Here is a 12,444-nt window from a genome sequence, read left to right as displayed (position 1 = left end):
TGCTGCCATCGGGGCAACGAACCAGCGCGGGCGCTTATTCGTCTTCCAGGTAGGCGTAGCCTTGCAGACCCAGCTCCAGCTCTTCGAGCAGGGCCTTGCGAGCCGCGTCGTCCAGCGCCGGGTGGGAGACGATCCGCTGATAGTTCTCGCGAATGACGGACGGGTCGATGTTGACGTAACGCAGCAGCTGGTCGACGGTGTCGCCGCGCACCACGTTGCGAATGTCCATCTTGCCTTCCTCGTCCAGCCACACTTCCGCGCAGTGGGTGTCACCGAACAGGTTGTGCAGATCGCCGAGGATCTCCTGATAGGCACCCACCAGGAAGAAGCCGACGTGGCACTCTTCGTTCTCGCCATACACCGGCATCGGCAGGGTGCTTTCCACACCCAGACCGTCGACGTAGTGCTCGACCTGACCGTCGGAGTCACAGGTGATGTCCATCAGGATACCGCGGCGGGTGAGCGGGCGCTCGAGGCCGGAAAGCGGCATCACCGGGAACACCTGACCGATACCCCAGGCATCCGGCAGGGACTGGAACAGGGAGAAGTTGGCAAAGCACTTGTCAGCCAGTTTCTCGGAGAGCTCGTCAGCCAGCGCGCGGTGGTTGCGGTTGACCGGGTTGAGCATCTCTTTGAGCGCCAGACAGGTGTTCTGGTGCAGCATCTCGGCCCAGGCGCGTTGCTCGAGGTTGAGCAGACCCATGGTGTACTGGGTATTGACGTCGCCCAGGTCTGCCACCGAGTCGTGGAAGATCTCCAGCAGGGAGGGATCTTCGCCGCGCAGGTCCAGCCACCCTTTCCACATGTTCTGCAGAATGGTGGGCGCATCGTCGTCCGGTGCGCTGATGTCGTTCATCTCCACCCCTTCGGCACCAATGATGTTGGTGACCAGCACGGCGTGGTGAGCGGTCAGGGCACGGCCGGACTCGCTGATGATGGTCGGGTGCGGCAGGTCGAACTCGCGGCACACGTCGCCAATGCCCCACACCACGTTGTTGGCGTACTCGGAGAGGCTGTAGTTGGCGGAGCAGTGGCTCTGGGAACGGGTTCCCTCGTAGTCCACGCCCAGGCCGCCACCCACGTCAACCACTTCGATGTTGGCACCGAGGCGACGCAGTTCGGCGTAGAAACGGCCGCACTCGCGGATACCGCCCTGGATGTCGCGGATGTTGGCGATCTGGGAACCCAGATGGAAGTGCAGCAGCTGCAGGCAGTCCAGCTTGCCCAGGCCGCGCAGACGCTCGATCAGCGCCAGGATCTGGGAGGCGGACAGACCGAATTTGGACATGGAGCCGCCGCTCGATTCCCACATGCCGGAGCCGGTGGAAGCAAGCTTGGCACGCACCCCGATGTTGGGCTTGATGTTGAGGCGAGCTGACTCGTCCAGCACCATTTCCAGCTCGGAGGGCTTCTCCACCACGATGTAGACCTTGTGGCCCATCAGGTTGCCCAAGAGGGCGTGGCGGATATATTCGCGGTCTTTGTAACCGTTGCAGACGATCACCGAGCCTTGCTCATGGTGATGGGACAGCACGGCCAGCAGTTCCGGTTTGGAACCAGCTTCCAGGCCAAGCCGGGGCTTGTCGCTGTAGGACTGGCTGATGGTCTCGATGACGCGACGCTGCTGGTTTACCTTGATCGGGTAAACGCACAGGTAGTCCCCTTCATAGCCTGACTTCTCGATGGCCTGACCGAAGGCGTTGAACAGCGCATCGACCCGGCTCTTGAGGATGTCGGGGAAACGCAGCAGTACCGGAGTGGTCAGCCCGGATTGACGCAGTTGTTCGATGGCATCGGAGAGCACGATCTGTGCGTCAGGGCGTGACTTGTCGGGAGCGACGGTCACATGACCGGCGTCATTGATGTTGAAAAAACCCGCACCCCAGTAGGGAACGTTGTAGACCTTCAAGGAGTCCTTGCTGGACCAGTTAGTCATGGGCTATGCCTCGCAAATGAGCGGCCGGTGGCCGCCTTCGTTACCCTCAATCACATCCAGACCATCGATGAGCAGGTGTGGCGCGCCGAAGCGGCCTGCGGGCGAGCAAGGCAAGAAGTCCGGCACCGGGCGCTGACGCCGCGGGTTGACCTGAACGTTCACCTGTCGCCACCTCCCTGGTTCATCGCGGCAAGCCTAGGCTGCCTGGTGGATCTTGGGGAAGTAACGAGTCTTGATGTGGGGCTGGTGGCTTTACATCAAGCTCAACGGTATGCGGTGCTGCAACCAGCGCCGCGGTACTTTGATGACAAACGACATCAGCCACGTCGTTCGTTCATCATTCGGCAGCCGTCACGACAGCAGGGGAGGGTTTCAAGGAAGAGATGCGAAGGCGTCAGCACGCAAGCGTGTTGATAGACGACAACAACCACAGCCAGCTCACCGCCAGTGACCGCCCATGACAAGGGAAGATGATGAGCCGATGGCTCACTCGGTCAGCCGGAAAATGAGAGTCCGTTGTTCTCCCTGATACCGGAGCCTAACCGGTATTAAAGAAACCATACCCTAGCAGTGTCTGTCGTTTCTGCGTGCCTCGCCCTATAGGCGTATGATCCTGCGGGAGTCTGGCGGCCTCTGCCTGCTCAGGGTTGCCCTTGGATCGGCGCGGAGTGTACACACTTACCGCCAGCGGTGACAATAAAAAATAGTGTTCAAAAACAGCTTTTCATAAGGCGATCAAATCTTGCTGCCAGCAGGCCTGGCAAGCGGGGGAAGAAGTCTCGCCACGCGCCCTTTTTCACCCTGAAAATAACCCCGTCTGGCCCGTCCTCGCCCCTCCCCCGCCACCAAGGGCATTGACGGAAAACTGAGTCCCATCACAAGCCGCTTAAAAATGCGATTGATGGACCATTTTATGCTGTTATTGATATCAACAACCACAGCCTCAACCACCTTACACCTTTCCACCCCGATCTTCGCCAAAAAATGTGGCAAAAACTGCGCTGACGCAAAAAGCCCCGCCGCCAGATTGGCCACAATGACCCTCCACCACAGGTTTGAGGCTTGCCAATGGATACCTTGCTTGAGCGTTTTCTGCGTTACGTGACTTTTCATACCCGCTCCGATGCGACCAATCCCGTCTGTCCCAGCAGCGAGGGACAGCTGGTCTTCGCCCGCGCCCTGTGCGACGAGATGCAGCAGATGGGGCTGAGCCGGGTTACCCTGGACGAGCACGGCTACCTCACCGCCTGCCTGCCGGGCAACCAGCCGGACGCGCCGGCCATCGGCCTCATCGCCCACATGGATACCGCCGACTACGAGGCCGAGCAGGTGGTGCCTCAGATCATCGAAAGCTATCAGGGGGGGACATCTGCCTGGGCAAGGGTGACGAGGTGCTGGCCATTCGCGACTACCGTTTCCTGAAAAACTACCTGGGCCAGGATCTCATCACCACCGACGGCACCACCCTGCTGGGGGCCGATGACAAGGCGGGCATCGCCGAGATCCTCACCGCCATCGACCACCTGCTGGCCCACCCCGAGATCCCCCGCGGTGATGTCTGGGTCGGCTTTACCCCGGACGAGGAGATAGGCCGCGGTGCCGACCGCTTCCCGCTGGACAGCTTCCCGGCCCGCTGGGCCTACACGGTGGACGGCGGCGAGCTCGGTGAGCTCGAGTACGAGAACTTCAACGCCGCCAGTGCCACCGTGCGCTTTATCGGCAACAACGTGCACCCCGGCACCGCCAAGGGCAGCATGATCAACAGCCAGACCCTGGCCGCCCGCTTCCACGCCGCCATGCCAACCGAGCAGACCCCGGAGTGCACCGACGGCTATCAGGGCTTCTTCCACCTGGCCCAGATGAACGGCACAGTAGAGGAGTGCACCCTGCACTACATCATTCGTGACTTCGACGACGAGGGTTTTGCCGCCCGCAAGGCCCAGCTCAAGGAGCGGGTCGCCTCGTTGCAGCTGGAGACCCCCAAAGCGCGCATCGAGCTCACTCTGACCGACAGCTATCGCAACATGCGCAGCCAGATCGAGCCGCACATGCACATAGTCCAGCTGGCCAAGGCCGCCATGCTGGCCGCCGACGTGGCGCCAAAGATAAAACCCATTCGCGGCGGTACCGACGGCGCCCGGCTCTCCTTTATGGGGCTGCCTTGTCCCAACATCTTTACCGGTGGCCACAACTTCCACGGCAAGCACGAATTCATCCCGCTGCAATCCATGGAAAAAGCGGTCGCCACCCTGGTGGAGCTGGTGCGCCTGACTTCGGCCTCGCGCGACTAAACCGGCCATCGTCACCGCCATGACCACAAAAGGGGGAGCCGGTTCACCGGCTCCCCCTCTTTGCCATCAAACTGTCATCCCGCTGCCATGGGGCGGGAACAAAAGGGCGTCACGCTAGGGCAACGACTCATCGGAGCCCAGCCCATGTTCAGTGTCGATGCCCTGCTACAACAACACCTGCCCCGCCTGTCGGCCAACGACCTGCTGCGCCCCCTGCTCCGACAAGGGCTGCGCTGGCTGCTGCACGAGCAGGCGTTTCAACGCTTCGCCGCATGCCACCCCCACCTGCGCGGACTCGACTTCGTCGAGCAGGCGCTGACCGAGCTCGACTTCGACTACCGGGTGAGCGAGGCCCAGCTCGAGCACATTCCGGCCAGTGGCCGGGTCATCATAGTCGCCAACCACCCCATCGGCTCCCTCGACGGGCTGGCCCTGCTGCGTCTGCTCGGCCGCATCCGGCCGGACGTCAAGATAGTGGCCAACCAGTTGCTGGCCCAGCTGACGCCGCTGCGTCCCCTGCTGTTGCCGGTGGACAACCTGGGGGGCAAGACAGACAGGCGCGCCATCCTGGCGATGGGGGAACACCTGGCGGGAGAAGGGGCGCTGATGATCTTTCCCGCCGGCGAGGTGTCGCGCCTTGGCCCCAAGGGGGTCAAGGACGGCCCCTGGCAATCAGGCTTCATCAAGCTGGCCCAGCGCACCCGCACCCCGCTGGTGCCGATCCATCTGGACGGGCGCAACGGTCTCTCCTTCTATCTCGCCGCCTGGCTCAACAACGACTGGGCCGGACTGTTGCTGGTCAAGCAGCTGTTTCGCCAGCAAGGGAAGCGCATCGCCATCACCATAGGTGCCCGCATCCCGGTGAGCGGGGTGCAGGAGCTGCCCGCCAAGAGCGCGGCCCGACTGGTGCGCAGCCACCTCTATCGCATCGGGCGTGGCAAGCGGGGCTTGCTGGCCACCGAAGCCCCCATCGCCCTGCCGGAGGAGCGCCGCCAGCTCAAGCAGGCCATCGAATCCTGCGAGGCCCTCGGCCACACCCCGGACGGTCAGGGGATCTATCTCTACCGACGCCACGAGCTGAGCCACTCGGTGATCCTGCGCGAGCTGGGGCGCCTGCGGGAGATCGCCTTTCGGGCGGTGGGAGAAGGTTCCGGCAGACGGCGGGATCTCGACACCTTCGACGATGACTATCACCACCTCATTCTCTGGGATCCGGCCCGGCTCGAGATCATCGGCGCCTACCGTTTCGCGCCGGTGGCCGAGCTGCTGGCCAGCAAGGGGCTCGACGGCCTCTACAGCCACACCCTGTTTGGCTTTGAAGAGAAGCTACTGCCCAGGCTGGAGCTTGCCATCGAGCTTGGCCGCAGCTTCATCCAGCCTGCCTACTGGGGCAAGCGGGGGCTCGATTACCTCTGGTTTGGCATCGGCGCCTATCTGGCCCGCTATCCCCGCTATCGCTACCTGTTTGGCCCGGTGTCGCTCTCCGGCAGCCTGCCGGCGGCGGCCAAGGATCTGCTGGTGAGCTTCTATCGCCAGCACTTTGCCCCCGAACTGGCGCTTGCCCCCTCCCGCCGCCCCTACCCGGCCACACCGCTCCTGTTTGCCGGGCTGGATTACGGCGCCGATCTCAAGGAGCTCAAGGCCCGCCTCGACAATCTGGGCTGCGCCATCCCCACCCTCTACAAGCAGTACTCCGAGCTGTGCGAGCCGGGCGGCGTGCAGTTCATGGATTTTGGCATCGACCCCGATTTCAACCACTGCATCGACGGCCTGGTGTGGGTGGATGTGAGCCGCCTCAAGCCCCACAAGCGGGCCCGCTATATTGGCCTCCCTGCCGAAGATAAGCCGGGCACAGCTGCCGACCATTGAGCGGACGCCACAACGAGAGAGGGAGGCCAGCGCCTCCCTCTCTTTGTCATTGATGCTGTGGCCTACTCGGCGGCCGGCTTGCGATCGGCATGGCCGAGATCGCGCTCGGGGGCAATGACATCGCGTACCCGTTGCTTGATCTCCTTGGCCTCGGGGAAGCCCTCGTCAGCCACCCGATCCCACACCAGCACCCCGTCCACCAGGATGCGAAATTCCCCCTTGCTGGCCGGCACCAGTGCCACCTCCCCCAGATCTCTGTCGAAGGTGGAGAGCAGCTCCTGGGCCAGCCAGGCGGCGCGCAGCATCCAGCGGCAGAGAGTGCAGTAGCGGATCTCGATGCGAGGTTTGGGGGTGGGCAGCGTCGTGTCGCTCATGTGGTCACTCCATCAATGGCGGCTAAGAAAAAGGCACTCACTGGGCAACCCCGTGGAAGTCGGCCAGCCAGTGGCGGGCAATGGTGCGCATGGTCGACTGCGGCAGGTCGAACAGACCGGGGGCCAGCGGCTGCAACGCCAGCTGACGCACCCCTTCGATGATCTCCGCCAGCACCAGATAGACATATTCGCCGATGACGGCGCCGTGGACGAAGTTGACCGCCTCGCCCCGGTTGAGCAGGAAGATGGTGCTGCCGTCGGGACGAGTCAGCGCCAGTACGTGGGGGCACACCTCTTCGCTCGGCCAGGGCAGTTGGGAGAGACAGAACGCAAACTCGTCGTCCGCCGAGGTGACCGAGGCGACCATGGTGCCGGGGCGCAACCGCTGCAGATCCGCCAGGTCCAGCGCGCCGTTGCCGGTGGAGCAGATCACCAGCTCGGCCCGGCTGAGGGCCTCGGCCTTGCCCACCAACTTGAAGCCGTGGGAGAGCGCCTCCACCTGGCGCAGCACGTCGGTCTCCACCAGCTCCAGATGCAGGTTGCGGCACCTGAGCTCGCGGGCGATGCTGCGCCCCACCTTGCCGTAGCCGAACAGGGCGGCCTGGCAGACATTGAAGGTGCGGTTGAGGGTGCGGGCCAGGGATTCGGCGGAGTAGACCACGCTCAGGCCGATCTGGATATCCTCGGCCTGCTTGAGAGGACTGCGCGCCACCGAGATGACCGGAGTGGACAGCACCTCCTGCTCATAGCGCTGATGGCCGTTCTCGGTCATCTCCACCACCCCGAGGAAACGGGGGCCGAAATACTCGCTGAGGGTGGCCTGGGTTCTGGCGAAATAGCCGCCGATATCGAGAATGATCAGCCGCTCATGGGGCGCCACCAGTGGGGCTATGTGCTCTATCACCCCCTGCGGGGTATTGGTCCACTGGCGGTTGAGGGGCAGCACCGGATAGTGCTGCTGGGCCCAGGTCAGGGTCGGTCCGTGAACTGACTTGGGTTTGGGCAGGATGGCGCCGATCCGCCCGATCTGATCGAGGGCCTGGATAAACTGGGGGCGATCGGGAAGCAGATGGGTAACCAGCAGGATGCAGAGACCGTCGAGACGTCCCTGCTCGGTGAAATGGCGAAAAAACAGATGCTCAGATCCTTGACTGCGCAACTGTGGCCTCCTTAGCGCGCCGCAAACAAGCAGGCAAACAGAACCCGGTCAGACCGGGTTCTGTGTGTATCCAGATAATTGAAAAACCTTTTTATCTGAAACCACTATGGGGCTCAATCTTTATCTGTACAGACTATGACGAAGTCGGCAACTTTTGGGGTAATTGCCTGTTTTTTATGCTAAAAATCAGTAAAGAGAGGCCTCTGGCCACACCTTCCACAGACTCAGACCCGCCCCGACGCCCGCCAGCAGGATCAGCAGGGCCCAGCGCTGGAACCAGGGTTTGTTGCGCAGTGCCCACTCCAGCAGCGGCAGCAGCCAGACCGGCAGCAACACCAGCAGCGGCACCTCCACGTATTGCCAGGCGAGCATCTGCATAAAGGCCAGCACCAACCCGAGCGCCGCAGGCGCCACCTGGCTGCCGGCAAAGGCCCCGAGCAGAGCACGGAAACCGGCGAAGGCCGCCAGCGCACCAGCCAGCTGGGCAATCAGCAGGCTGCCGTCGATGCCGATCACCAGTGCCAGCCAGATGAAGCCGAGGGCAAAGCCGAGCCCCTCGCGGCTGTCACCGCGCAGTCCGGTCCACCCCAGCCAAGCGATGGCGGGCAACAGCGCCAGCCAGATGGCGGGTTCGCTTGCCAGCACCGAGGCCAGCCCCTGCCACCACACCAGCGCCCCGAGCGCGGCAAACAGCGCAAGCGCGGCCCGCTGATCGGCCAGCTGCGCCGCCAGGGCAGGCACCAGCAGGGTCAACGGCAGCCATTGCCATGCCTTGACCGGCAACCCGTAGGCACCGCCCAGCAGGCAGCCCACCAGCCAGAGCGCCAGGGTGCCCCACAGGTATCCCAGCCGCGGCCAGCGCCACGACAGCAAAGCGGCCCCCAAAGGAGCCGCCAGGGTTTGAAGCAGGAGTGCCGCGCCCATTACTTGCGCACACCTTCAACAAACAGTGCGATGGTCATCTCGTCCGGAATGTTCGGCACCATGTAGTTCACGCCAAAGTCGCTGCGCTTGATGGTGGTGGTGGCATTGAAGCCGCTGCGGTAGCCACCCCAGGGATCCTTGCCTTCACCGATGTGGACCAGATCGAAGGCCACTTCCTTGGAGACGCCGTGCAGGGTCAGGGTGCCTTTCAGCACGCCCTTATCCTTGGTGCCCTCGTAGCCGGAGCTGACGAAAGTCATCTTGGGATACTGTTTCACGTCGAGGAAATCGGGGCTGCGCAGGTGTTTGTCGCGTGGTTCGTGGTTGGAGTCCACGCTGGCGGCATCGATCTCGAAGCTCGCCTTGGCCGCTGCCGGGTTGGCATCGTCCATGCTGAAGGTGCCGCTGAAGGTGTTGAAACGCCCCACCAGCTCGGAGAAGCCGAGGTGCCCCACCTTGAATTGCACCGTGGTATGCGCCGCATCCACATCGTAATCGGCTGCCATCAGGGGCGTCGCCATAAACAGGCAGGAGGCCAGCAGGGCCTTGGTCATCTTCATCCGTTCGTTCCTTCATATTGGGGGTTCACAACAACAGCCAAGATGCTAACCTCCATACCGGACATAGATAATCAGCGATTTATTAAAATAATTATCAACTGAGAGTGAAAGATGGACCAGATAGCCGCCATGCGCACCTTCATCAAGGTGGTGGAGTGTCAGAGTTTTACCAAGGCCGCCAACCAGCTCGGCATCTCGGTCGCCATGACCTCCAAGCTGATGCAGCAGCTGGAGGAGTCGCTCTCCACCCGGTTGCTGTCGCGCACCACCCGCCAGGTCAACCCCACCGAGGCGGGCCAGTTCTACTACCAGCGCTCCCAGGCACTGCTGGCGGAGCTAGAAGAGACCCACAGCCAGCTGACGCGCAACAACCAGCAGCCCCAGGGTACTCTCAAGCTGTCGGTGCCTATGGATTTTGGCTACCTGCACCTCTCCCCCGCCCTGCCGCTGTTTCGTGAACGCTACCCGGACCTGAAGCTGGAGATAGAGTACAGCGACCGGCGGGTGGCGCTGGTGGAAGAGGGGTTCGATCTGGCGCTGCGCATCGGCAACCTGCCGGACTCCTCCCTGGTGGCCAAGCCGCTGGCCATGATGCGGCTGGAGGTGTGCGCCAGCCCGGGCTACCTGGCCCGTCGGGGCACGCCGAACAGCCCGGAGGATCTCAAGCAGCACGACTGCCTGCTCTATACCCTGACCCAGCCGGACTGGGTATTCAAACGGGATGGCGAGCAGCTGAGCGTGCGCCCGCAGGGGCCGCTGCGGGCCAACAACGGGGTGGCCCTGACCCGGGCGGCCTGCGACCATCAGGGCATCATCTTGCAGCCTACCTTCATCGTCGGCGATGCGCTGCGATCCGGCGCCCTGGTGTCACTGCTGCCGGAGTGGGAGAAGGGGCAGGTGGGGCTCTATGCCCTCTATCCGCACCGCCGCTTCGTCTCGGCCAAGGTGCGCTGTTTCATCGAGTTCGTGCAGGAGCGCTATCTCGCCCCCCACTACTGGGATCGCAAGGCTTAAGTCTTTGCCGCGGCCGCGGTGACGGGATGGCTATGAGGCGGCGGTATCGGCAGGCAGCGGCAACTCGGCCACCAGCAGCACGTCGCGCAGGCTCAGCTGCCAGCGCGGCAGCCGCTGGCGCAGGGTCGCCAGCTGCTCATCGCCGAGGGCATAGGGCAGAGTGATGTGCAGGCAGTGGCAATCGAGCATGCCGGCCAGCTGCAGGATCAGGATGAGGTTGGCCTCGTCGGTCTTGTGCTTGTTGATGCGTTTGGCCAGCTCGTGGCGAAAGTGGGTCTCGGGATCCTGGGTCATCGCCTGCCAGCCATAGCCAAACAGCGGAATGAAGGCGCTGACGATGCCAAGGGCGGTGAGCGGCTGCTTGGGCGGGTGATAGAGGGCGTTGAGATCCAGCTCGATGGGCGTTAGATGCAGCTCACGATTGCCGGACAAAATATTATTACTCATTGGATAACCCTCTTGATTCCACTAGACTTCGCCGCATATTTGACCTGACATGCCAACGAGGTGCTGATGCTAAGCGATATCGAGATCTCCCGCCAGTCCCCCCGTCTCTCCATTCACGCGCTGGCCGAGCGCCTCGCCATCCCTTCGCACCAGCTGAGCCCATACGGCCACTACAAGGGCAAACTCAGCCTCGACCTGCTCAAGTCGCTCCCCAAACCGACGGGCAAGCTGGTGCTGGTGAGCGCCATCACCCCCACTCCGCTTGGCGAGGGCAAGACAGTGACCACGCTAGGTCTCTCCATGGGGCTCAACCACATCGGCCAGCGCAGCATCGCCACCATCCGCCAGCCGAGCCTCGGGCCCGTATTCGGGGTCAAGGGGGGCGCCGCCGGTGGTGGTCACGCCCAGGTGGTGCCGATGGAGGAGATGAACCTGCACCTCACCGGTGACTTTCACGCCCTCACCGCCGCCCACAATCTGGCGGCGGCGGCCCTCGATGCCCGCCTGTTCCATGAGCGCAAACTCGGTGACCAGTTCAGCGCCAGAACCGGCCTGCCTCGGCTCGATATCGATGCAGACAACATCCTCTGGCCGCGCACCCTCGACATGAACGACCGCGCCCTGCGCCACCTCACCATCGGCCAGGGGGGCGCCGCCGACGGCGTCGAGCGAGCGGATCGCTTCGTCATCACCGCCGCCTCCGAGCTGATGGCCATTCTGGCGCTGGCGAGCGATCTGAACGATCTGCGTGCGCGCATCGGCCGCATCCAGCTGGCCCGCGACCTGAACGGCAAACCCATCACCGCCGAGCAGCTGGAAGTGGCGGGCGCCATGACGGTGCTGCTCAAGGAGGCCCTGCAGCCGACCCTGATGCAGACCACGGAGCAGACCCCGGTGCTGGTGCACGCCGGCCCCTTTGCCAACATCGCCCACGGCAACTCCTCGGTGATCGCCGATCGCATGGCCCTCGGCCTCACCGATTACGTGGTGACCGAGGCAGGCTTTGGCTCCGATATGGGGCTGGAGAAGTTCTTCAACATCAAGAGCCGCCAATCCGGCCTGACCCCGGCCTGCGTGGTGCTGGTGGCGACGGTGCGAGGCCTCAAGGCCAACAGCGGCCTGCTCGACATCCGCCCGGGCCAGCCGCTGCCCCAAAGCCTGCTGGGCGAGGATCTGCCGACCCTGACGCAGGGCTGCGCCAACCTCGGCTGGCACATCGCCAATGCCCGCCGTTACGGCGTGCCGGTGGTGGTCGCCATCAACCGCTTCCCCACCGACAGCGAGGCCGAGCTGGCCTTGCTGGCCCGCGAGGCGATGCAAGCCGGCGCCTCTGGCTGCGCCATCTCCCACGCCTTTACCCAGGGCGGAGCTGGCGCCAGCGAGCTGGCCCGGGCCGTGGTGGCCGCCTGTGAGCAACCGGGCAAGGTCAAGCTGCTCTACCCCGACGAGGCGAGCCTGGACGCCAAGCTGGCGACCCTGGTGGAGTGCGGCTATGGCGGGCGTGGCGTACGACTCTCGGACAAGGCGCGCCGCCAGCTGGCGCAACTCTCTGCCGAGGGATGGGGCCACTTGCCGGTCTGCGTGGCCAAGACGCCGCTCTCCATCAGCCATGATCCGTCCCTCAAGGGGGTGCCGACCGACTTCGAGGTGCCCATCGAGGAGGTGAAGCTCTGCGCCGGCGCCGGCTTCGTCTATGCCCTGGCGGGCCCCATCATGACCATGCCGGGCCTTGGCAGCCTGCCGGCCTACCGTCATATCGATATCGACGAGAACGGCGACATCGTCGGGTTGAGCTGATATCGGCGTTGGCGGCCTGACCAGCTGCCCCCTCAAACACCAGAAACAACAAGGCCCCGCCAATTGGCGGGGC

The 12,444-nt window shown here is 63.6% G+C and carries 10 protein-coding genes and 1 pseudogene; 4 read left to right on the top strand and 7 right to left on the bottom strand.

Annotation, left to right across the window (positions count from 1 at the left end; all coding sequences use genetic code 11):
* Nucleotides 1-34 precede the first annotated feature (34 nt).
* Both speA and AB5Y95_RS01025 read right to left on the bottom strand, forming a co-directional pair.
* Nucleotides 35-1,936: a biosynthetic arginine decarboxylase gene (gene speA, locus AB5Y95_RS01030; RefSeq protein WP_025201901.1), complete on the bottom strand. Its 1,902-nt coding sequence runs from the start codon at nucleotides 1,934-1,936 to the stop codon at nucleotides 35-37.
* A 735-nt stretch (nucleotides 1,937-2,671) separates the two neighbouring features.
* Entirely contained in the window at nucleotides 2,672-2,971 is a 300-nt protein-coding gene (locus AB5Y95_RS01025) for a hypothetical protein (protein WP_368159355.1), read from the bottom strand.
* Nucleotides 2,972-3,004: 33 nt separating this feature from the next.
* On the opposite strand from AB5Y95_RS01025, the pseudogene pepT reads away from it, so the two are divergent.
* Nucleotides 3,005-4,227 (top strand): annotated as a pseudogene (pepT, locus tag AB5Y95_RS01020) (peptidase T).
* Nucleotides 4,228-4,371: 144 nt separating this feature from the next.
* On the top strand, nucleotides 4,372-6,096 hold the full coding sequence (locus tag AB5Y95_RS01015; protein WP_368159354.1) for a lysophospholipid acyltransferase family protein: 1,725 nt from the start codon (nucleotides 4,372-4,374) through the stop codon (nucleotides 6,094-6,096).
* 62 nt (nucleotides 6,097-6,158) lie between these two features.
* Here the strand turns inward: AB5Y95_RS01015 and AB5Y95_RS01010 are convergent, their stop codons facing one another.
* The 4 genes from AB5Y95_RS01010 to AB5Y95_RS00995 all read right to left on the bottom strand — a co-directional run bounded on the left by AB5Y95_RS01010 (nucleotide 6,159) and on the right by AB5Y95_RS00995 (nucleotide 9,113).
* Nucleotides 6,159-6,470 (bottom strand): SelT/SelW/SelH family protein, encoded by a 312-nt coding sequence (locus tag AB5Y95_RS01010; protein WP_368159353.1) that lies wholly within the window; start codon nucleotides 6,468-6,470, stop codon nucleotides 6,159-6,161.
* A gap of 37 nt (nucleotides 6,471-6,507) precedes the next feature.
* On the bottom strand, nucleotides 6,508-7,629 hold the full coding sequence (locus tag AB5Y95_RS01005; protein WP_017781775.1) for an adenosylhomocysteinase: 1,122 nt from the start codon (nucleotides 7,627-7,629) through the stop codon (nucleotides 6,508-6,510).
* Nucleotides 7,630-7,815: 186 nt separating this feature from the next.
* Entirely contained in the window at nucleotides 7,816-8,553 is a 738-nt protein-coding gene (locus AB5Y95_RS01000; RefSeq protein ID WP_252604373.1) for a hypothetical protein, read from the bottom strand.
* Nucleotides 8,553-9,113 (bottom strand): YceI family protein, encoded by a 561-nt coding sequence (locus AB5Y95_RS00995; RefSeq protein WP_017781777.1) that lies wholly within the window; start codon nucleotides 9,111-9,113, stop codon nucleotides 8,553-8,555. The genes AB5Y95_RS01000 and AB5Y95_RS00995 overlap by 1 nt, the downstream gene beginning before the upstream one ends.
* A 111-nt stretch (nucleotides 9,114-9,224) precedes the next feature.
* Between AB5Y95_RS00995 and AB5Y95_RS00990 the strand changes: the two genes are divergently transcribed.
* The gene (locus tag AB5Y95_RS00990) at nucleotides 9,225-10,127 is read left to right on the top strand and encodes a LysR family transcriptional regulator (RefSeq protein ID WP_213343138.1); all 903 of its coding nucleotides are present in this window, start codon (nucleotides 9,225-9,227) and stop codon (nucleotides 10,125-10,127) included.
* A gap of 30 nt (nucleotides 10,128-10,157) precedes the next feature.
* On the opposite strand, the gene AB5Y95_RS00985 is transcribed toward AB5Y95_RS00990, so the two are convergent.
* Entirely contained in the window at nucleotides 10,158-10,574 is a 417-nt protein-coding gene (locus tag AB5Y95_RS00985) for a hypothetical protein (protein ID WP_368159352.1), read from the bottom strand.
* Nucleotides 10,575-10,640: 66 nt separating this feature from the next.
* On the opposite strand from AB5Y95_RS00985, the gene AB5Y95_RS00980 reads away from it, so the two are divergent.
* Complete coding sequence (locus tag AB5Y95_RS00980; RefSeq protein ID WP_368159351.1) at nucleotides 10,641-12,371, top strand: formate--tetrahydrofolate ligase; 1,731 nt, start codon at nucleotides 10,641-10,643, stop codon at nucleotides 12,369-12,371.
* Nucleotides 12,372-12,444 lie beyond the last annotated feature (73 nt).

This window comes from Aeromonas sp. R5-3, from assembly GCF_040908225.1.
Lineage (GTDB): Bacteria > Pseudomonadota > Gammaproteobacteria > Enterobacterales > Aeromonadaceae > Aeromonas > Aeromonas dhakensis.
This window is presented reverse-complemented; position numbering and strand designations above follow the sequence as displayed.

Excerpts from the sequence above, each read along its gene's own strand:
- AB5Y95_RS01015 (WP_368159354.1), top strand. The coding sequence starts at position 4,372 with ATGTTCAGTGTCGATGCCCTGCTACAACAACACCTGCCCCGCCTGTCG.
- AB5Y95_RS00980 (WP_368159351.1), top strand. The coding sequence starts at position 10,641 with ATGCTAAGCGATATCGAGATCTCCCGCCAGTCCCCCCGTCTCTCCATT.
- speA (WP_025201901.1), bottom strand. The coding sequence starts at position 1,936 with ATGACTAACTGGTCCAGCAAGGACTCCTTGAAGGTCTACAACGTTCCC.
- AB5Y95_RS00995 (WP_017781777.1), bottom strand. The coding sequence starts at position 9,113 with ATGAAGATGACCAAGGCCCTGCTGGCCTCCTGCCTGTTTATGGCGACG.
- AB5Y95_RS01010 (WP_368159353.1), bottom strand. The coding sequence starts at position 6,470 with ATGAGCGACACGACGCTGCCCACCCCCAAACCTCGCATCGAGATCCGC.
- AB5Y95_RS00985 (WP_368159352.1), bottom strand. The coding sequence starts at position 10,574 with ATGAGTAATAATATTTTGTCCGGCAATCGTGAGCTGCATCTAACGCCC.
- AB5Y95_RS00990 (WP_213343138.1), top strand. The coding sequence starts at position 9,225 with ATGGACCAGATAGCCGCCATGCGCACCTTCATCAAGGTGGTGGAGTGT.
- AB5Y95_RS01000 (WP_252604373.1), bottom strand. The coding sequence starts at position 8,553 with ATGGGCGCGGCACTCCTGCTTCAAACCCTGGCGGCTCCTTTGGGGGCC.